The organism is Plantactinospora sp. B6F1 (assembly GCF_040120695.1).
In the GTDB taxonomy this organism is placed as follows: domain Bacteria; phylum Actinomycetota; class Actinomycetes; order Mycobacteriales; family Micromonosporaceae; genus Plantactinospora.
Map to the genome: position 1 here is coordinate 71,837 of NZ_JBEEAC010000023.1, position 25,595 is coordinate 97,431.

Annotated in this window: 24 protein-coding genes; 7 read left to right on the plus strand and 17 right to left on the minus strand. The window is 72.6% G+C overall.

Annotation, left to right across the window (positions count from 1 at the left end):
* Window positions 1-20: 20 nt before the first annotated feature.
* The 7 genes from shc to ABNF97_RS24995 all read right to left on the minus strand — a co-directional run bounded on the left by shc (window position 21) and on the right by ABNF97_RS24995 (window position 8,947).
* Window positions 21-2,030, minus strand: a complete 2,010-nt coding sequence (gene shc, locus ABNF97_RS24965; protein WP_349340002.1) for a squalene--hopene cyclase — start codon at window positions 2,028-2,030, stop codon at window positions 21-23.
* The gene (locus ABNF97_RS24970) at window positions 2,030-3,115 is read right to left on the minus strand and encodes a polyprenyl synthetase family protein (RefSeq protein WP_130463222.1); all 1,086 of its coding nucleotides are present in this window, start codon (window positions 3,113-3,115) and stop codon (window positions 2,030-2,032) included. The genes shc and ABNF97_RS24970 overlap by 1 nt, the downstream gene beginning before the upstream one ends.
* The gene (gene hpnE, locus ABNF97_RS24975) at window positions 3,112-4,488 is read right to left on the minus strand and encodes a hydroxysqualene dehydroxylase HpnE (RefSeq protein WP_130463223.1); all 1,377 of its coding nucleotides are present in this window, start codon (window positions 4,486-4,488) and stop codon (window positions 3,112-3,114) included. The genes ABNF97_RS24970 and hpnE overlap by 4 nt, the downstream gene beginning before the upstream one ends.
* Complete coding sequence (gene hpnD, locus ABNF97_RS24980) at window positions 4,485-5,360, minus strand: presqualene diphosphate synthase HpnD (RefSeq protein ID WP_130463224.1); 876 nt, start codon at window positions 5,358-5,360, stop codon at window positions 4,485-4,487. The genes hpnE and hpnD overlap by 4 nt, the downstream gene beginning before the upstream one ends.
* Window positions 5,357-6,286, minus strand: a complete 930-nt coding sequence (gene hpnC, locus ABNF97_RS24985) for a squalene synthase HpnC (protein ID WP_207230534.1) — start codon at window positions 6,284-6,286, stop codon at window positions 5,357-5,359. The genes hpnD and hpnC overlap by 4 nt, the downstream gene beginning before the upstream one ends.
* A gap of 228 nt (window positions 6,287-6,514) precedes the next feature.
* Window positions 6,515-7,357: a DMT family transporter gene (locus ABNF97_RS24990; protein WP_130463225.1), complete on the minus strand. Its 843-nt coding sequence runs from the start codon at window positions 7,355-7,357 to the stop codon at window positions 6,515-6,517.
* A gap of 96 nt (window positions 7,358-7,453) precedes the next feature.
* The gene (locus ABNF97_RS24995) at window positions 7,454-8,947 is read right to left on the minus strand and encodes an MGDG synthase family glycosyltransferase (RefSeq protein ID WP_349340003.1); all 1,494 of its coding nucleotides are present in this window, start codon (window positions 8,945-8,947) and stop codon (window positions 7,454-7,456) included.
* Window positions 8,948-9,246: 299 nt separating this feature from the next.
* Here ABNF97_RS24995 and ABNF97_RS25000 point away from each other — a divergent pair, with 299 nt between their 5' ends.
* On the plus strand, window positions 9,247-10,494 hold the full coding sequence (locus tag ABNF97_RS25000) for a nucleotide disphospho-sugar-binding domain-containing protein (RefSeq protein ID WP_130463227.1): 1,248 nt from the start codon (window positions 9,247-9,249) through the stop codon (window positions 10,492-10,494).
* A 57-nt stretch (window positions 10,495-10,551) separates the two neighbouring features.
* Here ABNF97_RS25000 and ABNF97_RS25005 read toward each other — a convergent pair whose 3' ends face one another.
* From ABNF97_RS25005 to ABNF97_RS25030, 6 genes are all read right to left on the minus strand, one after another.
* A complete protein-coding gene (locus ABNF97_RS25005) occupies window positions 10,552-11,868 on the minus strand; it encodes an ABC transporter substrate-binding protein (RefSeq protein WP_349340004.1) in 1,317 nt (438 codons plus the stop codon).
* Window positions 11,869-11,885: 17 nt separating this feature from the next.
* Window positions 11,886-13,022: a branched-chain amino acid ABC transporter permease gene (locus ABNF97_RS25010; RefSeq protein ID WP_349340005.1), complete on the minus strand. Its 1,137-nt coding sequence runs from the start codon at window positions 13,020-13,022 to the stop codon at window positions 11,886-11,888.
* Window positions 13,023-13,099: 77 nt separating this feature from the next.
* Entirely contained in the window at window positions 13,100-13,990 is an 891-nt protein-coding gene (locus ABNF97_RS25015) for an ABC transporter permease subunit (protein WP_130463229.1), read from the minus strand.
* A complete protein-coding gene (locus tag ABNF97_RS25020) occupies window positions 13,987-15,867 on the minus strand; it encodes an AMP-binding protein (protein ID WP_130463230.1) in 1,881 nt (626 codons plus the stop codon). Before ABNF97_RS25020 ends, ABNF97_RS25015 begins: the two co-directional genes overlap by 4 nt.
* Window positions 15,864-16,730 (minus strand): ABC transporter ATP-binding protein, encoded by an 867-nt coding sequence (locus tag ABNF97_RS25025; protein ID WP_349340006.1) that lies wholly within the window; start codon window positions 16,728-16,730, stop codon window positions 15,864-15,866. The genes ABNF97_RS25020 and ABNF97_RS25025 overlap by 4 nt, the downstream gene beginning before the upstream one ends.
* Window positions 16,727-17,518 (minus strand): ABC transporter ATP-binding protein, encoded by a 792-nt coding sequence (locus ABNF97_RS25030; RefSeq protein ID WP_349340007.1) that lies wholly within the window; start codon window positions 17,516-17,518, stop codon window positions 16,727-16,729. The genes ABNF97_RS25025 and ABNF97_RS25030 overlap by 4 nt, the downstream gene beginning before the upstream one ends.
* A 345-nt stretch (window positions 17,519-17,863) precedes the next feature.
* Here ABNF97_RS25030 and ABNF97_RS25035 point away from each other — a divergent pair, with 345 nt between their 5' ends.
* The 6 genes from ABNF97_RS25035 to ABNF97_RS25060 all read left to right on the plus strand — a co-directional run bounded on the left by ABNF97_RS25035 (window position 17,864) and on the right by ABNF97_RS25060 (window position 21,286).
* Window positions 17,864-18,082 carry a hypothetical protein gene (locus ABNF97_RS25035; protein ID WP_349340008.1) on the plus strand — a complete coding sequence of 73 codons (219 nt, stop codon included), beginning with the start codon at window positions 17,864-17,866 and terminating at the stop codon, window positions 18,080-18,082.
* The gene (locus ABNF97_RS25040) at window positions 18,066-18,584 is read left to right on the plus strand and encodes a DUF6879 family protein (protein ID WP_349340009.1); all 519 of its coding nucleotides are present in this window, start codon (window positions 18,066-18,068) and stop codon (window positions 18,582-18,584) included. The genes ABNF97_RS25035 and ABNF97_RS25040 overlap by 17 nt, the downstream gene beginning before the upstream one ends.
* Window positions 18,565-19,419, plus strand: coding sequence for a helix-turn-helix domain-containing protein (locus ABNF97_RS25045; protein WP_349340010.1), 855 nt, complete (start codon window positions 18,565-18,567; stop codon window positions 19,417-19,419). The genes ABNF97_RS25040 and ABNF97_RS25045 overlap by 20 nt, the downstream gene beginning before the upstream one ends.
* 530 nt (window positions 19,420-19,949) lie before the next feature.
* Complete coding sequence (locus ABNF97_RS25050) at window positions 19,950-20,129, plus strand: hypothetical protein (protein WP_349340011.1); 180 nt, start codon at window positions 19,950-19,952, stop codon at window positions 20,127-20,129.
* Between the two features lie 347 nt (window positions 20,130-20,476).
* Window positions 20,477-20,710, plus strand: a complete 234-nt coding sequence (locus ABNF97_RS25055; RefSeq protein WP_349340012.1) for a hypothetical protein — start codon at window positions 20,477-20,479, stop codon at window positions 20,708-20,710.
* 168 nt (window positions 20,711-20,878) lie between these two features.
* On the plus strand, window positions 20,879-21,286 hold the full coding sequence (locus ABNF97_RS25060; protein ID WP_349340022.1) for an MMPL family transporter: 408 nt from the start codon (window positions 20,879-20,881) through the stop codon (window positions 21,284-21,286).
* Window positions 21,287-21,296: 10 nt separating this feature from the next.
* On the opposite strand, the gene ABNF97_RS25065 is transcribed toward ABNF97_RS25060, so the two are convergent.
* The 4 genes from ABNF97_RS25065 to ABNF97_RS25080 all read right to left on the minus strand — a co-directional run bounded on the left by ABNF97_RS25065 (window position 21,297) and on the right by ABNF97_RS25080 (window position 24,942).
* On the minus strand, window positions 21,297-21,860 hold the full coding sequence (locus tag ABNF97_RS25065; protein ID WP_349340013.1) for a CHRD domain-containing protein: 564 nt from the start codon (window positions 21,858-21,860) through the stop codon (window positions 21,297-21,299).
* A gap of 229 nt (window positions 21,861-22,089) precedes the next feature.
* The gene (sthA, locus tag ABNF97_RS25070) at window positions 22,090-23,493 is read right to left on the minus strand and encodes a Si-specific NAD(P)(+) transhydrogenase (RefSeq protein WP_349340014.1); all 1,404 of its coding nucleotides are present in this window, start codon (window positions 23,491-23,493) and stop codon (window positions 22,090-22,092) included.
* Window positions 23,494-23,565: 72 nt separating this feature from the next.
* Window positions 23,566-24,420 (minus strand): phosphotransferase, encoded by an 855-nt coding sequence (locus tag ABNF97_RS25075; RefSeq protein ID WP_349340015.1) that lies wholly within the window; start codon window positions 24,418-24,420, stop codon window positions 23,566-23,568.
* An 18-nt stretch (window positions 24,421-24,438) separates the two neighbouring features.
* Window positions 24,439-24,942, minus strand: coding sequence for a YfcE family phosphodiesterase (locus tag ABNF97_RS25080; protein WP_130463237.1), 504 nt, complete (start codon window positions 24,940-24,942; stop codon window positions 24,439-24,441).
* Between the last annotated feature and the right edge of the window lie 653 nt (window positions 24,943-25,595).

Here is a 25,595-nt window from a genome sequence, read left to right on the forward strand (position 1 = left end):
CAGCACCCAGTTCGCGTCGCTCAACTGGGCTCTCCCGGATCGGTGCGCAGCCGGGCGATGTCGTCCGGGTCGCGTAGCAGCCGGCCGAGGGCGCTGACCGGGAACACCAGCCGGTACAGGTGGTAGTTGATGTAGAAGTCGCCGGGAAAGCCGGTGCCGGTGTAGTGCGGCTCGTCCCAGCCCCCGTCCGGCCGCTGGGTACGCACCAGCCACTCCACCCCGCGCCGAATCGACGCCGAGTCCTCGGAACGGGCGGCGTGCAGGGCCAGCAGCGCCCACGCGGTCTGCGAGGCGGTGGAGTCGCCCTGGCCGTGCCAGGCCGGATCGCGGTACGAGCGCATGTCCTCGCCCCAGCCGCCGTCGGAGTTCTGCCGTCGGTGCAGCCAGCAGACCGCCCGGGTGATCCTCGGGTCGTCCCGACGCACCCCGGCGGCGATCAGTGCCGGTACGACCGCGCCGGTCCCGTAGACGTGGTTGGCACCCCACCGGCCGAACCAGGAACCGTCGCCCTCCTGGTGGCGCAGCAGCCAGGCCACGCCCCGGCGGACCGGTATCGAGCCGGCCAGCCCCTCCGCGCAGAGCGCCTCCACCACGTGCGCGGTGACGTCCGCGCTGGGCGGGTCGATCACCTCGCCGAAGTCACAGAAGGGCAGGTCACGGGCGATCGCCCGGGTGTTGTCCGCATCGAACGCGGCCCAGCCGCCGTCGGCGGACTGCATCCCGCACAGCCACTGGACGCCGCGCTCCATCGCCGGCCGCACCGCGGCGGGCGCGCCGGCACGGCGCAGCGCCAACAACACCTCGGCGGTGTCGTCGGTGTCCGGGTAGCCGTCGTTGTCGAACTCGAACGCCCAGCCGCCCGGTGCGACCCGGGGCCGACGCACCGACCAGTCGCCGGGGACCCGGATCTCCTCGGCGAGCAGCCACTCGGCGGCGGTGGTCAGCGCCGGATGCTCGGCCGGCACGCCGGCGTCGGCGAGCGCGACCATCGCCAGCGCGGTGTCCCAGACCGGGGACTGGCACGCCTCCAGCCGGCGTACCGGGCCGTCCGGGGTCTCCTCCCGGACGGTGAACCGCTCCAGCCCGGCCAGACCGCTGCGCAGCACCGGATGGGAGAGCGGATAGCCGAGCAGGTGCAGTGCGATCAACGAGTAGACCCACGGCGGCTGGATGCCGCCCCACGACCCGTCGGCCTCCTGCCGGGCGACGATCCACTCCGCCGCGCGGCGCAGCGCGTTGCGGCGTACCGGGCCGACCGGGTGGCGTTCGTAGCCGCGCAGTGCCGCGTCGAGCCGGTGCATCCAGCGTCCCCTGCCACGCCGCGCCTCCGGTTCCGCCGGCAGACCGGTACGCAGCTCGCCGAGCGAGAACCCGAGCGGGCGTACCGGGCGCAGCGAGCGGACGATCGACAGCGGCACGATGGTCTGCCGGGCCCAGCAGGCGAAGTCGTAGACGTTGAGCGGGAACCACGACGGCAGCAGCACCACCTCGGGCGGGATCGCCGGCAGCCGATGCCACGGCCACTCGCCGAACATCGCCAGCCAGAGGCGGGTGAAGACCCGGCTCCGCTCGATGCCGCCCTGCGCGAGGACGAACTCCCGGGCCCGGCACATGTGCTCGGCATCCGGCGGGTCGCCGGCCAGCCGCAGCGCCGCGTACGCCTCGATGGTGGTGGAGAGGTCGCCCGGCCCGCCGTGGAAGGTCGCCCAGGCGCCGTCCGCGCCCTGCTTCGACCGGATCCACCGGGCCGTCGGCGCGGTCTCCACCTCGGTACGGATGCCCAGGAACTCCCGCAGCAGCAGGTCCTCGGCCTCCATCGTCACGTTGGTCTCCAGCTCGCCCTGCCACCAGGCGCCCGGCTGCTGCCGCGCGAGCAGCAGGTCCCGCGCCCGGTCCAGAGCCGCCTCCGCGGAAAGGAAGGGCCCCCTTTCATCGTTTTCTGGTGCAGAAAGGGCCCTTCCGTGCACCTCGGGTGGGGTGGGGCGGGAGCTGGTCGGGTTGCCGTCGCTGGTGGAGACCGTCGCGCCCATCAGTGGTCCCGTCCCGTCATGAAGTGCGCGATCGCCACCAGGTCGGCGTGCACGGCGGAGCGCTCCGCCGGCTGCACCGCGGCCGCCGACGGCTGGCGGTCCGCGCCGGGCTCGGTCAACTGGTCCGAACGGGGCTCGCCCAACTGGTCCAGCTCGGCCAGCGCCTCGGTGAGCAGGCGGTCGGCCCGCTTCTCGGTCCAGTCCCGGGCGCCGGTCTCCTCGATCAGCACGGCGGCCAGACTCAGGTCCGCGTCGGAGAGGTCGTCCGGCCGGGCGTACAGCTCGGCGAGCTGCTCACCGGCGGGACCGCCCGAGGTGAGGGCCCGGACCACCGGGACCGACTTCTTCCGGGCCCGCAGGTCGGCCAGGACCGGCTTGCCGGTGACCGCCGGCTCGCCCCAGATGCCGAGCAGGTCGTCCACGAGTTGGAAGGCCAGGCCGAGGCGTTCGCCGTACCGGGCCAGGCCGTCGACCAGCGCCGGCGGGGCGCCGCAGAGCACCGCGCCGAGCGTCGCGGAACAGGAGAGCAGCGCGGCCGTCTTGTCCCGGGCCATCCCGAGACACTCGTCGAGGGTGACGTCGGCCCGGGACTCGAAGGCCACGTCGGCCGCCTGCCCGGCGATCAGCCGGCGGATCGCCGTGTGCATGGTGGCCAGCCCCGCGCGCACGTCCAGGGTGGAGTCGTCCGCCAGCACCTCGTCGGCGAGGCTGAGCAGGGCGTCACCGGCCAGGATCGCCGGCCCGACGCCGAACGCCGCCCAGGCCGTCGGCCGGTGCCGCCGCTCCAGGTCACCGTCGATCACGTCGTCGTGCAGCAGCGAGAAGTTGTGCACCAGCTCGACCGCGACCGCAGCCGGCAGGCCCCGGCGTACCGGCTGACCGGCGGCCTGTGCGGAGAGCAGCGCCAACGCGGGACGCAGTCCCTTGCCGCTCCGGCCGGCAGGCTCGCCGGACGCGTCCCAGTAGCCGAGCTGGTAGCCGGCGACGAGTCGGGTGCGCTCGTCGATCCGTTCCAGCGTCGCCCGGATCTCGGGCTGGACGAGTTCGTCCACCTGGGCGAGGACGCTGGGCAGCATCACGGTCATGTCTTCTCCTCGTCGCGCCCGGTCAGGCCGGCGCCTTTCGTCTCGATCGGTGCCGAGCCGAGGTGGGCGAGGACCACGTCGGCGGCCCGGTGGCCGCTGCGTACCGCGCCCTCCATCGTGTCCGGCCATCCGGTGTCGGTCCACGCGCCGGCCAGGGCCAGTCCGGGTGCCCGGGTCTGGGCCGGTGGCCGGGCGCTGCGGGACCCCGGCCCCTGCCGGAACGTCGCCCTGGGTTCCCGGGTCACGAACGCGTCCCGGACCGGGGCCTGCCGGGCCGCCGGGAAGAGTTCCGCCAGCGCGGCCAGATAGGTCCGGACCAGCTCGCTGGCCCGGACGCCCAGCACCTGCTCAGCGGCGGAGATGGAGACCACCAGGTACTGACCGGACCCGCCGGGCGGGGTCCGGTCGAAGACCCACTGCACCGGGGTGTCCAGCCCGGCGGCGAACTCCAGTTCGGTGACCCGCTGCTGGTAGTGCACGTGCACGTTGACGATCGGCGCGGCACCGAGCCGGGCCCAGCGCGCCCGGTCGGGAGCGGCCTCGGCCGGCACCAGCCGGGCGGCCTGCGGATGCGGCACCGCCAACACCACCGCGTCGGCGGTCAGTGCGACGCCGTCACCGGTGACCTGGAACCGGCCCCGGTCGGCATTGATCCGCTGGACGCGTACCCCGGTGCGGACCGTCGCGCCGCGCTGCCGGAGCAGTGCGGCGGCCGGGGCACCGTGCAGTTCGGCCAGTGGTGCGGTCGGCCGGCCGATGTCGGCGGCGTCGGCCCGGTCGAGCAGTCCGGTCCGGAAGACCCGGGCCGCCAGCGCCAGCGAGGCCCGCTCCGGTGGAGCGTTCAGGGCCGCCGTGCAGATCAGCTCCCAGAGCCGGGCCACGGTCGGTGCGTCCTGCCCGTGCGCGGCCAGCCAGGCGCCGAAGCTGACCCGGTCGGCGGCCGGGTCGTCCGGCTCGACCCGGCGCAGCGCGGACGCGGCCCGGACCGCCGCCAGCCGCTGCCCGACCCGCAGCGGACGGTAGCCGAGCAGGGCCGGCAGCAGGTGGGCCGGGGCCGGCAGCCGGCGGCTGCGGGCCAGTACGTGCGGCGGACCGCCGACCCGCACCACCGGTACCGCGAACCCGTCCTGCACGGGCGCCCGGCCGGCGCTGCCGAGCCGGGCGAGCAGCTCGCGGTACTCCTGGTAGCAGCGGAGGAAGACGTGCTGTCCGGTGTCCACGGTCAGCTCGCCGCGCCGGAACGAGTAGGTGGCGCCGCCGAGCGCCGGACGGGCCTCCACCAGGGTCACCCGGTGCCCTGCGTCGAGCAGCCGCACCGCCGAGGCGATGCCGGCCAGTCCACCCCCGACCACGCAGACGTCGCCGTCGGTCACGGTGCGCTCCGGGTCATCGCCCGCGCCGCGACGTACGCCTTCTCCCAGCTGGGCAGCGAGACCCGCCGCCGGGTCACCGCCAGTGGGTCGGTCACCATCCGGGCCAGCAGCCGGTGGTAGATCCCGGCCATCGCCGCCACGCAGGCCGCGCTGCGCCGGTCCAGCAGCGGCAGCAGCCGCAGCCCGGTCTGGTAGTACCGCTCGGCCCGGTGCGCCTGCCAGCGGACCAGCGCGGCGAGGCGGTCCGGCGGATCGGTCAGTCCGCCGTCCGGGCCGAGGTCCAGGGTGCAGCCGAACCGCTCCAGGTCTCGGCGGGGGAGGTAGACCCGGCCGGCGGCCCGGTCCTCCACGATGTCCCGCAGGATGTTGGTCAGTTGCAGCGCGATGCCCAGCGTGTCGGCGAGTTCGGCGGCGGCCGCCCGGTCCACCGAGGGCCGGAGTGCGAAGACGCCCAGCGAGAGCCGGCCGATCGACCCGGCGACGCAACGGCAGTAGCCGACCAGTTCCTCGAAGGTCTCGTAGCGGGCGCCCCGGACGTCCGCCACGCAGCCGTCGACCAGCTCGTCGAAGGCGGCCACCGGGATCGGCAGCCGGGACGCGGCGTCGGCGAGGGCTACCAGTACCGGATCCCCGCCGGCCTCCGGCAGTCGGTGCAGCGCCGCCCGGATCTGGTCGAGCCGGGCCAGCTTGGTGGCGGCGGGCAGGTCACCGTCGCCGATGTCGTCGATGCGCCGGGCGACCGCGTACACCGCGCAGAGCGCGGCGCGACGGTCGGGCCGGAGCAGCCGGATCCCGTACGAGAAGTTGCGCGCCTGGCTACGGGTGACCCGGGCACACTCCCGGTAGGCGCGTTCCAGCCCGACGTCGGTCATCCGCGCACCCCGCTCGGCCGCAGGGCGGCCCGGGACGGCCAGTACGACCTGATCCAGGCGGCGGCGATCCCGCCCCGGGTCGGTTTCGGCGGCCCGGGCAGCGGGTCGTGGTCGGCCCGGGCCAGGGCGGCGAGCGCGGCCCGCCCACCGGCGACGTACCCGCCGACGGCGAGCCGGGCCCAGCCGCGCAGGTCGCCGACGAGCGGCGCACCGGCGTCGAGCAGGTCGGCGGCGCGCTTCGCCTGACGCCGGACGACGGTACGGAGCGGGTCGTCGGCCCGCGGCGCGTCGAGGTCCGCCTCGGACACCCCGGCCGCCGCCAGTTCCTCGGCCGGCAGGTAGATCCGGCCCCGGCGTCGGTCCTCGGCGACGTCCTGGAGATGCTCGATCACCTGCAGGGCGGTGCAGATCCGGTCGGAGAGCCGGATCCGGTCCGCCGTGGCGGCGCCGAAGACGTGCAGCACCAGTTCGCCGACCGGATCGGCGGAGAGGTGGCAGTAGTCGACCAGCGCGCCGAAGGTCGGATAGCCGCTCACCACCTGGTCGCGGCGGTTCGCCTCGATCAGCCGGAGCAGCGGGTCGACCGGCAGCCGGCAGTCGACCACGGTCGGGGCCAGCCGGACCAGCACCGGGTGCCGGGGCAGCCGGCCGTGGTAGAGGGCGCGTACCTCGCGGTCGAAACGGTCCAGCGCGGCGAGCCGGGCGGCCGGCGTCTCGTCCCGGCCACTCCGGTCCGGTTCGTCGCCGAGGTCGTCGACGTACCGGGCGTAGCAGTAGAGGGCGAGCAGGTGCCGGCGGATCCGTGCCGGCAGGACGCGCAGTGCGACCGGGAAGTTCTCCCCGGCCAGTACGGTGTCCGGCTGCCGGCGCCCACCCGGTCGATCCGCGGACGGATGATCGGGAGCGTCGTCGGTCAGATGAAGCACGCTGCCGCCTCTCGCGAGGTCCAGCCGGCTCAGCGGGGCCGCGCCAGACCGCCGCGCCGGATTGGTCGTAACCCACCACTCGCGCTAAGTAATCTTCACCGAGAGTACCGAAATTCCCACGGTCGGCGGCGCGGCCTGGCGAATTCCTCTCGGCGTGTTCGACCATCCGTCGCGGCGCACCCCCGATCCGCACGGACGGCCGGGTGGATCGACGGTCGCGTCGGCGTGTCAGCTTGACCGGGTACGCCGGGCCATCCAGATGCCGATGATCATCGCCGCTACCGCGACCAGCCCGGCAAGGAGCCGGGGTCCCTCAAGGGAGAGTTCCTCCTCGAAGGCGAAGACCCCGATCAGCACGCCGGTGAAGGGGTCGAGCAGCGCGATCGCGGTCAGCGGGGCGGCGATCGGGCCACCCTGGAAGGCGTTCTGGTTCAGGACCAGTGCGGTACCGCCGACCAGGACGAGGGCGTAGAGGTGCCAGTCCGTGAAGATCCCGACCGGATGGCCCGGCAGCTTCTCGGTGACGCTCTTCACCAGGGCGGCGGCCGTCCCGTACAGCAGTCCGGTGGCGATGCCGAGCATCAGCCCCCGGGCCGCGTCCTGGGTTCGCCAGGCCACCAACAGGCAGATGGCGACCAGTCCGCCGACCGCCGCGCCGACCCCGATCCAGGCCCACGTCTTCGGCTCCGCAACCCCGCCGCGCGGGTCGGCGGCGAACAGGAACCCGGTCAGTCCGACCACCCCGATCACCACCACCAGGATGTCCCGGCGGTGTGGTCGGCGCCGCTCGATCGCCGCCTCCAGCGGAATCGCCATGAAGAGCCCGCTGACCAGGAGCGGCTCGACCAGGGCCAGTGCGCCGAAGCGCAGTGCCAGGGCCTGCAGCACGGTGCCGAATGCGTCCGGTACCGTGCCGAGCAGCCACAGCCGCCGGTGCAGCAGCCGGATCAGCAGCCGCGGGTCGATGGTCCGGGTCGGCCGCTCCCGCTTGGCGGCGCGCTGCTCCACTACCGAACTCACCGCGAAGCAGGCGGCCGAGGCGAGTCCGAGCAGGATGGCGATGCCGTTCACCGGGACGCAGCCCCGGATCGGACCCGCCGGGGCGTCCCGGTGCCGGAGCGTCCCGCCGCCGTGGTGGGCCGGGCGCCGTGATGGGCGGCCCGCACGTCAGCCTTGCCGGTCCGGACGGTTCGCCGGGTGCGTACCGTCGGCCCGGGGCTGGTCCGCGCCGATCCGCAGCCTGGCCCGCAGCCCCACCCAGCGGGTCGGCGTCCGGCGGGACGGCGCTCCGGCCATACCGGCCGCAACCTCGACCGGCACCTCCGAACCAGCCGGTACCGCGCCGTCGACCAGAGCGGCAGCGTCGAACGGGGTGGGACCGTCGACCAGAGCGGCAGCGTCGAACGGGGTGGGAGCGTCGGCCAGAGCGGCAGCGTCGAGCGGGCCCGGGGGGTCGAGCGGGGCCGGAGCATCGACCAGCGCCGGGACGTCAACCAGAGCGGCAGCGCCGAGCGGCTCGTCGACCAGCGACGTCGCGGCGACCGTGCCGGCGTCGGACGCCGGTCCCCGGCGCAGGGACGCCGGGCCGGCCGGTGCACCCCCGCGGGCCACCTCGGCGACCACGGCCGCCGGATCGGTCGCGAACAGGGCCAGCCCGGCCGCCCGCTGCCGCTGGCCGGCCGTACCGTCGGCGAGCCGGCGCAGGGTCGGACCGAGCTCGGCGGCGCGGCGCACCCAGGTCGCCACCCCGGCCCGGGCCATGGTCGCCGCGTTCGCCCGGCCGTGTCCGGGGATCGGCCGGTAGGTCGCGACCGGCAGACCGCAGGCCATCGCCTCCAGCGCGGTGAGCCCACCCGCGTTCTCCACCAGCACGTCGGCGGCGCGCAGCAGCTCCGGCATGTCGTCGACCCAGCCGAAGACGTATCCGGTACGGCGCCGCTCCAGCCGGCGGAACAGCGCCTCGTTGCGGCCGCAGACCACCACCGGGACCGCCGCACCGGTACGCGCGATCTCGGCCGCCGTCCGCGCCACCGCGCCGACCCCCCAGGAGCCGGCGACCAGCAGGGCGAGCCGGGCGTCGACGGGCAGGCCGAGGCGCTCGCGGGCGCGGCGCTTCTCCGCCGTGGAGCCGGGACGGAACGCCGCCGAGACCAGCCGGCCGGCGATCCGGACCTCACCGGCACCGAGCGCCCGGGCCTCGACCCGGGTGGTGTGGTGCGCGGCGCAGTGCACGTCGATGCCGGGTGAGACCCAGATCGGGTTCACCGCGAAGTCGGTCAGATACGTGATCACCGGTACGGCGAGCCGCCCCTCCCGGCGCAGCGGACCGACGATCTGGCTGACCACCGGGTATGTCGACACCACCGCCCGGGTATCCGGGGGCAGCGTCTGGAGCACCCGGGGCCACACCGGTCGGAGCAGCGTCCGGGTGATCGGCGCGGCCCGACTGAAGTTGCCGGCGATCGAGAAGAGCAGCCCGTAGATCCACGGCAGCCGGCTCAACATCCCGTGGTAGGTACCGCGAAGGAGCCGGCCCAGTCCCCACGGGAAGATGTCGGCCAGGTCGACGCAGTCCGCCTGCAGCCCGCGTCCGCGCAGCCGGCTGGCCAGTTCCTGGCTCGCGCCGTCGTGTCCGGCGCCCGCACTGGCATAGATGATCACTACGCGCGGTCGCCCCCCACCGACGCCGCGGGCAGGCGGCTCGGACGCCTCCTTGCGGTCCGCCTGGTACCGCCCGGATCTCAACGTCATCCGGCCATCTACCCACAGGAGGTGCGAAGAATCCTCGGAACACCCCACCGGCTACCGCCGGGCGGACCCGACCCCTCACCGGCACCCCTTTCTCCGCCAAGAGCCCGGCCCGGAGACCGGAGCAGGACGTAGACTCCGGGTATCCCGCGACGCCCGGCCGACGCCAACTCCACACCGCGGCCGGAGCCCCGGCCCACCCGGAGGTCGCCATGCGGGTACTGATCGTCACCGCCGGCTCCCTCGGCGACGTCGCCCCCTACACCGGCCTCGGCGCCCGACTGCGGGCCGCCGGTCACCGGCTGGCGGTCGCCGCCCCGACCCCCTACGCCGACCTGGTCACCGGGGCCGGCCTGGAGTTCCGGCCGATCGGTGGGGACCTGTCCGCGATCCGGGCCGCCACCGCCGGGCAGCACCGGTCCTGGACCGTGCCGGGCGCTCCCGGCCTGGTCGACTTCGTCCGGCTCGGCAGCCGGTTCGTGCGCGACCTCGGCACCGGCATCGCGGCCGCCGCCGGGGCGGAGACCGAGGTACTGCTGCTGTCCAGCACGACCGCGCCGCTGGGTTACTCCGTGGCGCAGTACCACGGCATTCCGAGCCTCGGTGTCTTCCTCCAGCCGACCACTCCCACCAGTGCGTTCCCGCCGATCGTGCTGGGCCGGCGCTCACTGGGTGGCTGGGGTAACCGGCTCGCCGGACGGCTCGGCCGGCGACTGGCCCACCGGGTGTACGCCGACGCCTCCCGGCGGCTGCGCGCCCAACTCGGCCTGCCACCGGCAGGACTCGCCCGCCTGGAGCGCGGCGCCACCGCCGACGGCTGGGGGGTGCTGCACGGGTTCAGCCCCACCGTGCTCCCCCGGCCACCGGACTGGCCGACCGGGCTGGACGTGGTCGGCTACTGGTGGCCGCTGGCCCGCACCGGCTGGCGCCCGCCAACCGAACTCGTCGACTTCCTCACCGCCGGCCCACCCCCGGTCTACGTCGGCTTCGGCAGCCTGGCCGACACCCGACCCGGACTGCACGCGCTGGTCGCCGGGGCGCTACGCCGGGCCGGCGTACGCGGTGTTCTGCAGGGGCTGGGCCGTGCCGGGCCGCAGCCGGAGGGTGACCTGCTCACCGTCGGGGACGTACCGCACGACTGGCTCTTTCCCCGGATGGCCGCGCTGGTCCACCACGCCGGTTGCGGCACCACCGGGGCGGGACTCCGGGCCGGGGTGCCGGCGGTGCCGGTACCGATCCTCGCCGACCAGCCGTTCTGGGCCGCCCGGCTGGTCGCCCTCGGGGTCGGCCCGGCGGTACTGCCGTTCCGCCGGCTCGACGAGACCGGACTCGCCACCGCGATCCGGGCGGCGGTGACCGAGCCGGGCCTGCGGCACCGCGCCCGGGCCCTCGCCGACCGGCTGGCCGCCGAGGACGGCGCCGGCGCGGTGGTGGCCGCGGTCGACCGACTGGCCCGGTGACCCGGTCGCCCGCGGCCGGCCCGATCCCGCACGCCGCTCTCGCTGACGCGGGGCGGCTCAGAGCTTCTCGTAGCAGGGCCGGTCCAGGGCGTACGCCTGGGCGGTCGGCCCGACGGTCAACGGCCGGACCTGAGTCACCCCGGTCGGGGCGGCCCGGTCCGGCCGGTACACCGCGGTGACCCGGACCGCGCCGTCGCTCGGGCCGGCGGCGTAGTTGCCGGCGCCGGCCGGCAGCATGCCCTCGTAGTCGACCGAGGTCAGCGACTTGACCGCGGCCAGCAGCCCGGCCCGGGTCAGGTCGCCGTCGGCCACCGCCTTGGTCAGCGCCGCCTTCATCGGATACGACCACACCCACCCGGCGGTGTACCCGTCGTTCGGGGTGACCTGGCCCAGCGCCTGGCGCAGCGCCTGGTGCCCCGGGGTGTCGGCACCCCAGGCGTCCCACGGCGCGGTCTGCTCGTAGCGGGCTAGCAGGGCGGGCGCGGCGGCGCTCTGCAACAGCGCAGGATTCCAGGTCGGGCTGGTGCCGATGAACCGACCGGTGAAGCCCCGGGCCGCCGCCTGGCCCACGATCGCCGCCGCGTCGGCCGGTCCCATGGTCAGGATCACCAGGTCGGGTCGGCCGGAGAGGATCGCCTGGATCGCGCCGGCCTGCTTGTCCGCGCCGGTGTCGGTCTTCACCGCGCTGAAGGTCATGCCCAGGCTCTGCGCGCCGAGCTTGGCGCCGGCCGCCGCGTCGTCGCCGTAGTCGCCGGCCAGGTGCACGGCCAGCACCGATTTCACCCCGTGCGCCTCGCGGGCGTAGTCGAGCGCGTTCATCGACTCCAGGCAGTAGTTGGCGCCGGACTCGACGATCACGTCCTCGAAGGCGTACGCCGAGGTCCAGGCGGCCGGCGCCGCGACCACGCTGCTGGCCTTCATGTCGGCCAGGATGGCGGCGGTGGTCGGCGAGCCGAGGGTCTGGGCCAGGGCCAGCACGTTCGGCTTCATCTCCTGGTACACCTGGTTGTGCGTCTGCGGGTTGTACTTGTTGTCCCGGATCCAGCGGGTCACGTCGACCTCGTAGTCGCCGATCCCGCCGGCGGTGTTCACCCGCTTCCAGAACGCCTTCTGGGCGTCGGTGATCGGCACCGCCAGTGCCCGGAACGGCCCCTCGGTCAGGTCGGAGATGATCCCGAGGTAGATGCACCCCTTGTTCTGGTCCACCGCCTCGGGGCACGGCTCGGCGGTGACCCCGACGTCGGTCTTCACCCCGGACGCGTCGGTCTCGGTGTCCCCGCCGCGACATGCGGCGAGTGCGGCGCAGAGCAGCAGGGCGACGGTCGCGGCGGCGACCCGACGCGGTTCGACAGCGGACGGTCTGTTCCTTCCCATGGCTACCTCACTGGAGTTCAGTAGGAGAACGGCCAGGTTTTCCAGTAGTTGCGGACCCGTACCCAGATCCCGAACAGGCCCCGGGGCTCGAAGATGAGGAAGACGACCAGGAGTACGCCGTAGAGGATCGTCTCCACCTGGAAGACGTTCGGCACCTCGTTCGGCTGGGCGCTGAGGAACGGCACCCACGCCTGCAGTTCCCGGGTGAACCGGGGCAGCAGGGTGATGAAGAACGCCCCGGCGATCGCGCCGGAGATGGTGCCCGCACCGCCGATCAGCACCATCGCGATGTACTGCACCGACAGCAGCAGGCTGAACGAGCCCGGGTCGAAGAACCCGGTGATGGTGTACAGCAGCGCCCCCGCGCAGCCGGCGTACGCCGACGAGACGGCGAAGGCGATCGTCTTGTACCGGGCCAGGTTCACCCCGATCACCCCGGCCGCGATGTCCCGGTCCCGGATCGCGGTGAACGCCCGCCCCACCTTCGACCGGGCCAGGTTGGCGGCGGCCAGCGCGAAGCCGAGCAGGAGCAGCAGCATCAGCCAGTAGAGCTTCTGGTCCCGGGTGCCCAGCGGACCGGTGGCGGCGATCGGCTGCCCGAAGAACTCCAGGGTGGCCGCCGGCCGGCCGACCCCGGCACCGCCGGTCAGCGCCGACCACTCGCTGAAGACGTGCTGCCCGATGAAGACCAGGCCGAGGGTGACGATCGCCAGGTAGAGCCCGCGCAGCCGGGTGGCGAGCGGGGCGACGAGCACCCCGGCCAGCCCGGCGACCAGGCCGGCGGCGGGGAGCCAGACCAGGATGTTGGTGACCCCGAACCCGATCACCCGGCCGTCCGGGTCGCCGCTGATCGCCGCCGCCGTGTAGGCGCCGACGGCGAGGAAGAAGGCGTGCCCCAGCGAGACCTGGCCGGCGTACCCGGTGACCAGTCCCAGCCCGATCGCCCCGATCGCCGCGACGCAGCCCAGCGCCAGCAGTTGCAGCACCTCGTCGGTGAGCAGGAACGGCATCAGGAGGGCGGCGACCAGCAGCACCGCCATCGCCGCCCGCTTGGCCGGGGTGTCGAAAAGGCTCAACTCTTGCGCGTACGAGGTGTGCAGGTCGGGACGTCCGCGCAGCCGGGTACATCGGCCGGCGCCGACGACATAAGACATGCGATCACCTCCTTCCAGGGCGGTGGTCTCGTGCGGTCTGAGCCAGAGATCCCCCGGCTTCCAGCCATAGGGAAGGGTTAAACCCGCTCGACCTCCCTGGTGCCGAAGAGCCCGTACGGGCGGACCAGCAGGACCAGCAGCATCAGCACGTACGGGCTGATCACCGAGACGTTGCCGCCGAGCCAGGGCGCGTGCTGCTGGTAGCTGGCGGTGAGTTCCTGGATCGTCCCGACGGCCAGCCCGCCGACCACCGCGCCGGGCAGCGAGTCGAGTCCACCCAGGATGATCACCGGCAGCGCGGTCAGCGCGATCAGCCAGAGCGCCGCGTCGACGCTGGCGCCGGCGGCGGCGAAGGTGCCGGCGACCGCCGCCAGGCCGCCGGCCAGCCCCCAGGAGAGTGCGAAGACCCCACCGACCGAGACGCCCTGGGCCAGGGCCGCCTCCTGGTCGTAGGCGGCGGCCCGCATCGCCAGCCCCATCCGGGTGTACCGGAAGAAGGCGAAGAGCCCGACGATCAGCACGGCGGTGGCGAGCAGCGCGGCGAGGTGCCGCTGTTGCAGGTCGATCCCGGTGCCGGGGATGGTCACGGTACGCAGTCCCCACGGGTCGCCGACGTGCCGGACATCCAGCCCGATGAAGCCGTTGACCACCACCCGGACGGCGACGTCCACCCCGAGGGTGATGATGGCGACCACGAACGCCGGGCGCCCGACCATCGGCCGCACCGCCACCCGCTCCACCCCGAGCGCCAGCCCGGCGGTGAGTACCGCGGCGACCGGCACCGCCGCCCAGAAGCCGACCGGCCCGGCCAGGTAGGTGACCAGCACCGCACCGGCCAGCATGAAGGCGGGCTGGGCGAAGCTGATCACCCGGGTCGCCTTGTAGATGATCACGAACCCGAGGGCGAGCAGGGCGTAGACGCTGCCGGTGCCCAGGCCGCGCAGCAGGCTCTCGGCCAGCTCCGTCATCCCGCCTCCCCCGGACCGGTCCGGGCCGGTGCGCGCCGGTACAGCTCGTCGATCTCCTCGGCGAAGCGTGCGGCGACGGCGGCCCGGCGTACCTTCTGGGTGGCGGTCAGCTCGCCGTCGTCGTGGTCGAGTTCCTTGGGCAGCAGCGTGAAGCGCCGGATCTGCTCGACCGGGGCCCGGCCGGCGTTCACCGCCGCGACCAGCCCCTCGACCAGGGTCCGGACCTCGGGCTTGCCGGCCAGGTCCCGATAGGTGGTGTACGCCAGCCCCCGGCGCTGTGCCCACTCCCCCACGGTCTCCAGCTCGATCCCGACCAGCGCCGTCAGGTAGGGCCGGCGGTCGCCGACCAGGATCGCCTCCTTGACGTACGGCGACGCCTTCAGCGCGTTCTCGATCTCCGAGGGGGCGACGTTCTTGCCACCGGCAGTGATCATGATGTCCTTGGCCCGGTCGGTGATCCGCACATGGGTGCCGGCGACCCACTCGCCGATGTCGCCGGTCCGCAGCCATCCGTCGGCGTCGCGCACCGCCGCCGTCGCGCCCGGATCCCGGTAGTAGCCGGCGAAGACGCCCCCGTGCCGGGTCAGGATCTCCCCGGTCTCCTCGTCGATCCGCAACTCGACGCCGGGGTGCGGCTCGCCGACCGTGCCGAGCCGGACCCGGCCCGGCCGGTTTCCGGTGGCCACCGCGGTGTTCTCGGTCATCCCGTACACCTCGTGCATCCGGACGCCGATGCCCATGAAGAACCGCAGCACGTCCGGGGCGATCGGGGCGGCGCCGGAGGCGGCGTACCGGACCCGGCGCATCCCGATCCGCACCCGCAGGGCCCGGTAGCAGAAGAGCCAGCCGATCCCGTACGCCGCCCGGGTGCCGACGGTGTGCCGGCCACCGGTCCGGACCAGCGTTCCGGCGATCCGGTCGGCGACCCCGAGCCAGAGCCGGGCGTTCCAGCGCTTGACCGGTGAGGCGTTGGCCAGCCGGATGGTCACCCCGGCGAGGATCTTCTCCCAGATCCGGGGCACCCCGAACAGAATCGTCGGCTGCACCTCCCGCAGGTTCGGCTGCACCGTGTCGATCGACTCGGCGAACGCCACCTGCACCCCGGCACCGGCGTTGAACCAGGTGGTGAAGATCCGCTCCGCGACGTGGCAGAGCGGAAGGTACGACAGGAGCAGGTCGTCCGGCCCCGGCGGCGGGTCGGCGAACCCGCCGCCGTCGACCAGTACCCGGATCGCGAAGTCCACGTTGGCGACGGTGAGCATCGCGCCCTTGGCCGGACCTGTGGTGCCGGAGGTGTAGATCAGGGTGGCGACGTCCTCGGCGGTGGCCGCCGCCATCCGCGCGGCCACCGCCCCGGGCTCGGCCGCCCGGTGCTCGGCACCGATCGCCAGCAGCTCGTCCCAGCCGAGCAGGGCGGGGTGCCGGTAGCGGTGCCGGATGCCGCGCGGTTCGAGATAGACGATCCGCTCCAGTTCCGGACAGTCGCCGATGACCTCCAGCGCCTTGTCGACCTGCTCCTGGTCCTCGGCGACCAGGACCCGGGCACCGGAGTGGGAGAGCAGGTAGCCGACCTCCGGCGCCGGGTTGGTCGGATAGAGGCCGACCGTCATCGCCCGCAGCGCCACGGCCGCCACGTCGGTGAAGAGCCACTCCCGACGGTTCTCCGCGTGGATCGCCACCCGGTCGCCCGGCTGCACGCCGAGGGCCAGCAGCCCGTGCGCCACGGTCTGCACCGCGTCCCAGTAGCCGGCCCAGGTGACCTCCTGCCAGATACCCCGGTCCTTCTCCCGCATCGCCACGGCTTCCGGGGTGGCGAGAGCGCGGTCGCGGACCCGTACCGCGATGGTGGTGGCCGGGGCACCGCCGGGCTCCTTCATCGCGGCTCCTCCCGTCGGATGTCGCCGGTCCCGCCGAGGTAGGCCCGTACGACGTCCGGGTGGTGCGGGATCTCCGCCGGGTCGCCGGTCGCGACGACCTGGCCGAAGTCGACCACCAGCACCCGGTCGGCGAGGTCCATCACCAGACCCATGTCGTGCTCGACCAGCACGATCGGGATGTCCAACTCGTCGCGGATGTCGAGGACGAACCGGGCCATGTCCTCGGTCTCCTCCAGGTTCATCCCGGCGACCGGCTCGTCCAGCAGCAGGAGTTTCGGCTCCATCGCCAGGGCCCGGCCCAGTTCGACCCGCTTCTGCACCCCGTACGGCAGCAGTCCGACCGGCATCCGCCGCCACCGTTGGAGTTCGAGGAAGTCCACGATCTCCTCGACCGCGGCCCGGTTGGCGATCTCGGACCGGCGGGCCCGGCCCAGCCAGGCGATCGCGGCGAGCGGGCCGTAGCCGATGTGGGGGTGCCGGCCGAGCAGCAGGTTGTCCAGCACGGTGAGGTTGCCGAAGAGTTCGACGTTCTGGAAGGTCCGGGCCATGCCCAGCGCCGCGATGGCGTGCGGCCGGAGGCCGACCAGATCCATCCCGTCGAAGAGGACCCGCCCGGTCTGCGGCCGGTAGACCCCGGAGAGGACGTTGAAGATGGAGGTCTTGCCCGAGCCGTTCGGCCCGATGATGGCGAAGAGTTCGTGCCGGCCGACGGTGAAGCTCACTCCGTCGATCGCCCGTACGCCCGCGAAGTGCAGCCGGACGTCCTCGAAGCGCAGGATCGGGTCCGCGTCGCCGTCGACGCGTTGGTTGCCGGTCTGCTCGGCCCGGCCCGCCGCCCGGCCGGTCGCCGCCCCGGTCGTCACGACAACCACCGCTTGCGCCGCCGGTAGTGCTTGACCTCCCGGAACGACCGCCGGCCGGCACCGGCGGCGGCTCCGAGCCCGAGATAGAACTCCCGGATGTCGTCGTCGGCCAGCAACTGTTCGGCCGGCTTGTCCAGCACCACCTGGCCGGTCTCCAGCACGTAGCCGTGGGTGGCCAGCGAGAGTGCCATGGTGGCGTTCTGCTCGACCAGCAGGATTCCGGCACCGGTCGAGTTGATCGCCGTGATCAGTTCCCGGACCTGGTCGACCAGCCGGGGGGCGAGCCCGAGGCTGGGCTCGTCGAGCAGCAGGTAGCGCGGTTGCGCCATCAGCGCCCGGCCCATCGCGAGCATCTGCTGCTCGCCGCCGGAGAGGTATCCGGCGGTGTGCCGGCGGCGCCGGGCCAGCGCCGGGAAGAGCCCGAAGACGTACTCCAGTCGGGTCGGGACCTGCCGGTGCGCGGTGTGCCCGCCGAGCCGCAGGTTCTCCTCCACGGTCAGCTCGGCGAAGATCCGGCGTCCCTCCATCACCTGGCAGACGCCTCGGCGGACCACGGCGGCCGGGCGGAGCCGGTGGATCGGCTCCCCGTCGAGCGTGACCGTGCCCTTGGTGACCGCGCCGTCGTGGACGCCGAGCAGGCCGCTGACCGCCCGCAGCAGGGTGGTCTTGCCGGCGCCGTTCGCGCCGAGCAGCGCGACGATCCCGCCGGGCGGCACGGCGAGGCTCACCCCGCGCAGCACCAGCATCACGTCGTCGTAGACGACCTCCAGATTGCGCACCTGCAGCATCCGGGAACCCCCGGTTCTCGGTTGTGGCGCGGGTCACAAAGTTACCGGACATTAACCACGGCGCCACGTTCCGTCAAGAGCATCAGTGTGACCGGCGTCAATTCCGCCGGAACGGCGGAGGCCAGCCCCTACCGGCCGCAACGACCCCAGCCGTGACCTGGGAGGGCACTGTGCGTGATGGGATCGGTCCGCGCGTCGTGTCGTGGCGCGACGGGCTGCGCGGCGAAGCGCCCCACCCACCCATCGCTATCCGTAAGTCGAAAGTCACTCCTTGACGTCTTGCGCCCCTACCCTCAGGATGGCCACGTCGCAACATCCCGCAATCAGCAGGACAGGGAGTGGACCATGCGCCTAACGTTGATCGGTAAGGATCCGGAGTCGAACCCGACCGGCTCGCCCACGGTGTACCGCACCGACCGGGAGAGCTGGGTGGTGCAGGGTTGGGTGGTGTCGGATCCAGCGGCGTTGGCACAGATGAGCATCCCGGAGGGTGAGTCCTGCGTGGAGATCCCGGACCGGATGCTCCAGTTCTTCAGGCAGGGGGATCGTGACCTCGATCAGTGAGGACGAGTTCGAGCGGCTGCTGGTGAGCTTCGAACGCGATGCCATCCACCTGGAGACGCGCGATGCGTACGGCACTGCGGTCGAGCTGCCGTACATGGCCAAGTGGGCCGCCGGCGAGCCGGATGACCTGACGTGGCTGGAGGGCTGGTGCAAAAGCCTGCGCGAGCACGTCAAGGCAGGTAGATCGGTGCGCCGGGCGCGTATTGTCTCCGAGCCGCTGAGCGACTATCAGCGCTGGTCGTACAGCATCGCTGCGCCCATGGTGGACGCGGGCGAGTGCATCCGCTGGGTGCCGCGTCGCCTGGTGTCCTCGCTGGCGTTGCCGGGCAACGACTACTACCTGTTCGACGATCGCTTGGCGGTCTTCCTTATCTACGCGGGCAACGGCCTGGCCGTCGACCGGGTGGCATCCACCGATCCCCACGACCTGCGGCTGTGCCGGTCGGCGTTCGAGGATGTATGGAAGTTGGCCATCCCGCACCGTGACTACCAACCCGTCTAGCGCTGCCCGCCAGGGCCAAGAGGCGCTCGGTGTCCGCCTCCGTGAGCTGCGCAAGGAAGCAGGGCTCACGGGGCGGGCGCTGGCGGCCTTGACCGACCAGCACTTCACGCGGGTCAGCAAGATCGAGCATGGCGTCCAGCCGCCGACCGACAGTGACATCCGCGCCTGGTGCCGGGCGTGCAACGCCGAGGACCAAATCCCGGATCTGACCGCCACGCTGCGCGCGGTGGAGTCGGCGTACCTGGAGTTCCGGCGCCACAGCCGGGCGGGCATGAAGCGGGTGCTTGGCGCGCACACCGTTGCCCTGTACGAGCAGACGTCGGTGTTCCGGATCTACGAGCACAACGCCATCCCCGGGCTGTTCCAGACCGCCGACTACACGGCGGCGATGCTGTCGTTCTGGATCGACTTCCTGGAAACACCCAACGATCTGGACGAGGCCGTGGCGGTGCGGATGGAACGTCAGCGGGTGCTCTACCAGCGCGGCAAACGGTTCGTTGTGGTGCTGGAGGAACAGGCACTGCGTACCTGGTTCGGGGACGCCGCCACCCAGGCCGGGCAGCTGGACCGGCTGCTCGCGGTGATGTCCTTGCCGAACGTTTCGGTGGGCATCATTCCCCTGATGACCGAACGCCCTGCGGTCGCTTCCACCGGCTTCTGGATGTTCGACAACCTGCTGGTTGCCTTGGAGACGCCCACGGCGAGTATCGAGGTAACCCGGCCACATGAGATCGAGCTGTATGCCCGGATGTTCGACCGCCTTCAGGTGTCGGCCCTGTACGGCCCCGAGGCACGGGCGCTGATCAGCCGCACGATCGACCAACCTGGCAAGTAGGGTCGCAATACTTCGCAACATCATGGACGCCGTTGACGGCCCGCTCATACCGTCATGTCGGAACTTCGGTAGAACGGACGTACCAAACGTCTGTCCGTTCGGTGACGAGGTTCTCTCGAGGCTGCCGGACGGCCTGCGGCAACGGTGTCCGTCCGGCAGCCACCCTCAAGCAGGCGAAGGGTGACCCGTGATGACGCTTGGTGCTCTGATCAGCGCCATAATGCTGGGATTCCTGGCAGGACTGTTCAGCCTCAAGGTCAAAGAGCGGTGGTGCCCGGAGTGCGGCGCGTCCACCTTGCGAAAGCCTCCGGACTACGTCGGTAGGGAGCGGGATGCAACTCCCAGCGCTGCAGGTGCGCCAACTCGTCAGCACGATGACCGCGAGCGGTAGGCCGAGCAAACGACACGAGCACCCGCCTGCCTCTCCGGAGCTACCGACCCCAGGCCGGGCGATGTGCCGGAGATTGGCGAGGCCGCCAGCGTCCAGTGATCCGGGATCCCGGGGCGCCACGTACCAGAAGGGGAACTACGTGGACGACATCGAAGCCCGGTGGCGGGCCGACGTCGAGGTCGAACGCCAGCACCGGGGCGGCGGCCGGTGTCGCGATTGTGCGCCCCGGGGCGGCTGCCTGGCGCTGCTCGGCGCGGTACGCCGCCGGGTCGACGCCGAGGAGACCGGTCTCCGGCCCACGCTCGGACGGCTGGTGTGATCCAGTTGGTCCGGCGTTGACTGACGAGAGGAGACCCGGGATGGTTGTGCACCGGATTCAGGCGGCCGGCGCCCGGCGGACGGCCTGCGGTGAGGTGGTGGCGAAGCTGTCGCCGACGGAGGGAACGTCCACGGACCCGGCCCGGGTAACCTGCCCCGCGTGCCGCAGGTGAGCAGGTCAGGGCGTACCGCGACGGCGGTAGCGGCGGTACGCCGGGCGGCTGATGCCGGCGGTGCCGACGCTGGCTACGGTGCGGAGGTGGACTGAGAGCGGGGGCTGACCGCACCGGCCTGGGCCGTGGACACCGGTCCGGTACTCGGCGTCGGCGTGTTGCAGGCCTACACGTCGTGGGCGGCGGCCCGGGCGAGCCGGACACCACCCGGCGGGCGTACGACCTGGTCACCGCCGGCTTCGGACCGGGGGCGAACGGTCCGCTGCTGCTGGTCGCCGCCGACCCGCCCGCCGGCACTGACCCGACCGACGTTGCCGGGACGACCGGGCTGCGGGCCGCCTCGCCGAGCCCGGTTCTCCGATCCTGGTCACCGGCGCCAACGCGGCCGGGATCGACTTCGCCGAACTGACCGTCCGGCGGCTGCCGTGGCTGGCCGGTACGGTACTCGTCGCCTCGTTCCTGCTGCTCACCGTCGTCTTCCGCAGCCTGCTGGTACCGCTCAAGGCGGTGCTGGTGAACCTGCGCTTGGTCGGCGCGGCGTACGGGGTGATCGTCGCGATCTTCCAGTGGGGGCTGGCTGGCCGGGCCGCTCGGCACCGGCGACGGTGGCCCGGTCGACGCCTGGGTACCGACGATGCTCTTCGTGGTGGTCTTCGGACTGTCGATGGACTACGAGGTGTTCCTGCTCTCCCAGATCCGGGAGGAGTACCTGCGTACCCGCGACAACGCCAGCTCGGTCGCCGACGGGCTCTCCGCGACGGCCCGGGTGATCACCCCCGCTACCGCGATCATGGTCTGCGTCTTCGCCGCGTTCGACGCCTTCGACGACCGCGCACTGCAGGCGATGGGGGTCGGGCGGGCCGCCGCCGTACTGGTGGACGCCACGATCGTCCGGCTGGTGCTGGTACCGGCGGCCATGCAGCTTCTCGGGGACCGGAACTGGTGGCTACCGGGCCGGCGTGCCCGGGGCGGCCGACGATGGTAGCGCGTGCCGGTCAGTGCCGATGCCGCCAGAGCTGGGCCCGGATCTCGCCACCGGGATGGCGCGAGCTGTGCACGTTGACGTACGTGACACCGGCCCGTACCGCCGCGACCAGTTCGCCGAACTCTCCCGGCGCGATCCCCTGGGCCGTCGGCCCGATCACGTCGGCCGGTCGGACCGTACCGCTGATCGTGGCCGGCGCGGCGGGGCAGGGCTGGGTGCCCACCGGACCGTTGCCGAGGTTGGTGCAGAGGAAGGCACTGATCCCGCCGCTGCGGGCCCAGCCACCGACGTGGATGTGCGCCTGGGTGACCTCTCCCTCCAACGCCCGGTAGTGCAGCCGGTAGGTCAGCTCCTGCCCCGCCTCGTCCACGGCGAGGCGGAACCCACCGTCGCCACTTGTCGAGATCGCTAACGGGTCCTCCTGGTAGCCGGTCAGCCGTTCCCGCAGGACGCCTCGGCGCTCCGGGTCGTCGTCGTTGCGCTCGGCGTTGCCGGAGGCGATCCGGGCCGTTCCCGCCCCGGCGGCCAGCAATGCCACCACGGAGGCCACCACGCCGTACCGTCGGATCATCATCGTCGCGCCTCCCCGGTCCGCTACGGCCAATGCCCGTCACCCGATGCAACTGGCCAACGCCAGCCGCGACACGACAGTCAGGTGACAGATCGTGGACAGGACGCCGGGTCGGGATGACGGCCCGCCCCAGGTCGTCGCCCATCCAGGTCGTCGCCGCCTGGGGCGGCAACTCCGGCGCCGCGTGCCCCATCCATGCACCCAGCTCGACAGCCTCCGTGCCGTCCACAACCTAGTCTCGGAGTCGGGCGAGGTGCCGGATCTTGTTCATCGCGTCCAGCGCGGCGACCTTGTACGCCTCGGAGAGCGTCGGGTAGTTGAAGACCGTGTCGACCAGGTAGTCGACGGTGCCCTGGCAGCCCATCACGGCCTGTCCGATGTGCACGAGTTCGGTGGCTCCGCTGCCGAAGATGTGCACCCCGAGCAGCCGACCGCTGTCGGGGGCGACCAGCAGCTTCAACATCCCGTACGAGTCGCCACTGATCGTGCCCCGGGCGAGTTCCCGGTAGCGGGAGATGCCCACCTCGAACGGCACCCTGTCCCGGGTGAGCTCGTCCTCGGTCCGGCCGACGAAGCTGATCTCCGGAATCGTGTAGATGCCGATCGGCTGCACCTCGGAGAGGGCCCGCACCGGCTCGTCACAGGCGTGGTGCGCCGCCAGCCGGCCCTGCTCCATCGAGGTGGAGGCGAGGGCCGGAAAGCCGATCACGTCCCCGACCGCGTAGATGTGCGGCACCGCCGTCCGGAACTCCGCGTCGACCTCGATCCGACCCCGCGCGTCGGCGGCCAGACCGGCGTTCTCCAGGTCGAGTTCACTGCCCAGCCCCTGCCGGCCGGCCGAGTACATCACCGTGTCGGTGGCGATCCGCTTGCCGCTCTCCAGCACCGCGATGGCACCTCGGGAGTGCCGCTCGACCGCCGCCACCGTCTCACCGAACCGGAGCGTCACCGCCCGGTCCCGGAGGTGGTACTTCAACGCCTCCACGATCTCCAGGTCGCAGAAGTCGAGCATGTTGGCGCGCCGCTCGACCACGGTGACCTCGGTGCCCAGCGCGGCGAACATCGAGGCGTACTCGATGCCGATCACCCCGGCACCGACCACGACCATCGAGTTCGGCACCCGTTCCAGGTTGATGATGCCGTCCGAGTCGACGATCGTACGCTCGTCGAAGTCCACACTGGCCGGTCGCGCCGGCCGGGTACCGACGGCGACGATGATCTTCTCGGCGGTCACCTTCGACTCGCGCCCGGCCGGGTCGGTCACGGTGACCGTGTGCGGGTCGGCGAACCGGGCGGTACCGGTGATCAGGCGTACCCGGTTGCGGGTCAGCTGGCTGCGGACCACGTCGATCTCCCGGCCGATGACGTGCTGGGTCCGCGCCGTCAGGTCGGCGACGGTGATCTCGTCCTTGAGCCGGTAGCTCTGGCCGTACACCTCCCGCTGGCTGAGCCCGGTCAGATAGAGCACCGCCTCGCGCAGCGTCTTCGACGGGACGGTCCCGGTGTTGATGCACACCCCGCCGACCATGTGCTGCCGCTCCACCACCGCCACCCGGCGGCCGAGCTTGGCCGCCGCGATCGCGGCCTTCTGGCCACCCGGTCCCGAACCCATCACCAGCACGTCGAAGTCATGCATCCCTACAGTCTGGCAAACCGGTGATCGGACCGCTCCGGGCCGATCGGCCGGTTACCCTGCGCGGCCACCCGTTCACCGCCACCCGTCCATCAACCGGTGCAGGTTCTGCCGCCACGCCTGCGCGAAACCGGGGTCCCCGCGCCCGTGCGCCCAGACCACGATGAAGACCGCGGTCAGCGCCCCGCAGGCGTGCAGCACCGCCCGGTCGGCGTCGTCGAGGGTACGCCCGTAGCCGGCCAGGAACGCGTCGGCGAGATCCGGCCGGTCCCGCCACGGTCCGAAGTAGAGTCGGTTCAGGTCGTTGACCCAGACCTCCGGCGCGGTCCACTCAAAATCGATGACCTGCACCCGGCCCTCGGGCCGGTGCCGGGCGTCCCGAGCGACGAGCCAGTTGCGCGGGCTGTAGTCGAGATGGCACGGCACCCGGGGCGGTGCCGGAACACCGGAGAGGTTGCGCAGCTCGGCCCGGACGAAGTCGAGTTCCCGGGGTTCGAGCAGCCCGTGCGCCCGGACCGAGAGCCGGTCCAGTTCGTCGAGTTTGCAGTCGACCAGGTCGGTCCACGGCGGCAGCGCCTCGGTCTCGTGCAGCCGGCGTAGCAGTACCCCCGCCTCGCGCTGCACCTCCGGATCCGTCACGTACGCGGTGCCGGGCTCGCCCGGCACCACCGAGAGCACCAGCGCGAGCCGCTCGTCGTCGTACGCCCGCAGTCTCGGTGCGCATCCGCCGAGCCCCGACACCCAGCGCTGGTACGCCGTCAGCTCCCGCCGGTAGCGCTCCGGGTCGCCGTGTCCCTTCACGAACCAGACGGTTCCATTGCCGTCCCGCACCTCCAGCACGCCCGCCGCACCGTGCCGCCACGACCGGTCCGCGACCACCTGCGCGGAGCCGAGCACCTGCCGTGCGTACCCGATTAGTTCGGCATGCACGGTCGACTCCTCTCCGGGTCAGGTCCGGCGTGGCAGGCGGTGCAGTACGACGTCGTCGAGCCGGCCGCCCGAGATCGCGGCGGTCAGATAGGTGGCGTACGGCTGGCGGCGCCGGTCGGTCGGCGAGCCGGGGTTGAGCAGCCGCAGCCCGCCCGGGGCCTCGCTGTCCCAGGGGATGTGGGAGTGGCCGAAGACCAGCAGGTCGCAGTCGGTGAACCGGGCCGCGCACCGGCGTTCCCGGCCACCGGCCGGACCGGTCTCGTGCACCACGGCAACCCGCAGGCCGGCCAGCTCGACCCGGGCGATCTCCGGCAGTCGGGCCCGCAGCTCGGGGCCGTCGTTGTTGCCGTAGACCCCGACGAGTCGGGTGGCGCGGGACTCCACCGCGTCGAGCAGCGGTTCGTGCACCCAGTCCCCGGCGTGGATGACCACATCGGCCTCGTCGACCGCCGCCCACAGCTGCGGCGGAAGGTCTCGGGCGCGCTTCGGCACGTGGGTGTCCGCCATCAGCACCAGGCGCACGGCCCCACCCTATCCGGTGGCGACGTCCGGAAGTGGCCGGACAAGCGCATCGGCCCGGCCCTCCCGAGGAGGACCGGGCCGATGGTTGTTGTCGGGTGCCGGCACGGCCGTACGCCTACGCGCCTGGCGCGGTGTCTGGGACCGCCGCCGCGCCTCCGGAGCTGCCGTCCGCCGGCACCCAGGGAGAGAAAGCCGACGAGAGATACGGTCGAGTCATCACCTGCCTCAGTGAACCTTTCAACCTCCCCTTGCGGTCCGTCGGAGCGCAAGGTCGGACGCGGTGTCTGAGCGCCGCGCGGTCAGGTTGAAAAAGGTTCAGTCTGCCGGTGGGCCCGTCCGAGTTCCCGGAGGGCCCCGCTGCCGGCGCCATCGGTTGGCGGCGGGACCTGCTTCGACGGCAACGAACCGCACGCCATCGGGCGGTCCGACGGGCCACAGTGGCGGGCGTGGCCCCGGTTGTGGCCGAGCCGGCGGCGGAGGAGGAGGCTGGTTCCAGCACGCGTCGACGAGCGCCTCGAACTCTGCCCGCATGAGGTCGTCGTCCCGCTGCACCAGCTCGACGAATGCCTCGTGGACCGAACGGGGTGTCGAGACCCCATGTCGTACGCCGCTGCGCATCTCCCCGTCACCCCCACCGCCGATCGCGCCGGAGC

What these genes read in the sequence shown, in the direction of transcription:
- sthA (WP_349340014.1), bottom strand. Translation starts at nt 23,493, where the DNA reads ATGCATGACTTCGACGTGCTGGTGATGGGTTCGGGACCGGGTGGCCAG.
- shc (WP_349340002.1), bottom strand. Translation starts at nt 2,030, where the DNA reads ATGGGCGCGACGGTCTCCACCAGCGACGGCAACCCGACCAGCTCCCGC.
- ABNF97_RS25010 (WP_349340005.1), bottom strand. Translation starts at nt 13,022, where the DNA reads ATGTCTTATGTCGTCGGCGCCGGCCGATGTACCCGGCTGCGCGGACGT.
- ABNF97_RS25030 (WP_349340007.1), bottom strand. Translation starts at nt 17,518, where the DNA reads ATGCTGCAGGTGCGCAATCTGGAGGTCGTCTACGACGACGTGATGCTG.
- ABNF97_RS25035 (WP_349340008.1), top strand. Translation starts at nt 17,864, where the DNA reads ATGCGCCTAACGTTGATCGGTAAGGATCCGGAGTCGAACCCGACCGGC.
- ABNF97_RS25000 (WP_130463227.1), top strand. Translation starts at nt 9,247, where the DNA reads ATGCGGGTACTGATCGTCACCGCCGGCTCCCTCGGCGACGTCGCCCCC.
- ABNF97_RS25065 (WP_349340013.1), bottom strand. Translation starts at nt 21,860, where the DNA reads ATGATGATCCGACGGTACGGCGTGGTGGCCTCCGTGGTGGCATTGCTG.
- ABNF97_RS25015 (WP_130463229.1), bottom strand. Translation starts at nt 13,990, where the DNA reads ATGACGGAGCTGGCCGAGAGCCTGCTGCGCGGCCTGGGCACCGGCAGC.
- hpnD (WP_130463224.1), bottom strand. Translation starts at nt 5,360, where the DNA reads ATGACCGACGTCGGGCTGGAACGCGCCTACCGGGAGTGTGCCCGGGTC.
- ABNF97_RS25020 (WP_130463230.1), bottom strand. Translation starts at nt 15,867, where the DNA reads ATGAAGGAGCCCGGCGGTGCCCCGGCCACCACCATCGCGGTACGGGTC.
- ABNF97_RS25005 (WP_349340004.1), bottom strand. Translation starts at nt 11,868, where the DNA reads ATGGGAAGGAACAGACCGTCCGCTGTCGAACCGCGTCGGGTCGCCGCC.
- ABNF97_RS24970 (WP_130463222.1), bottom strand. Translation starts at nt 3,115, where the DNA reads ATGACCGTGATGCTGCCCAGCGTCCTCGCCCAGGTGGACGAACTCGTC.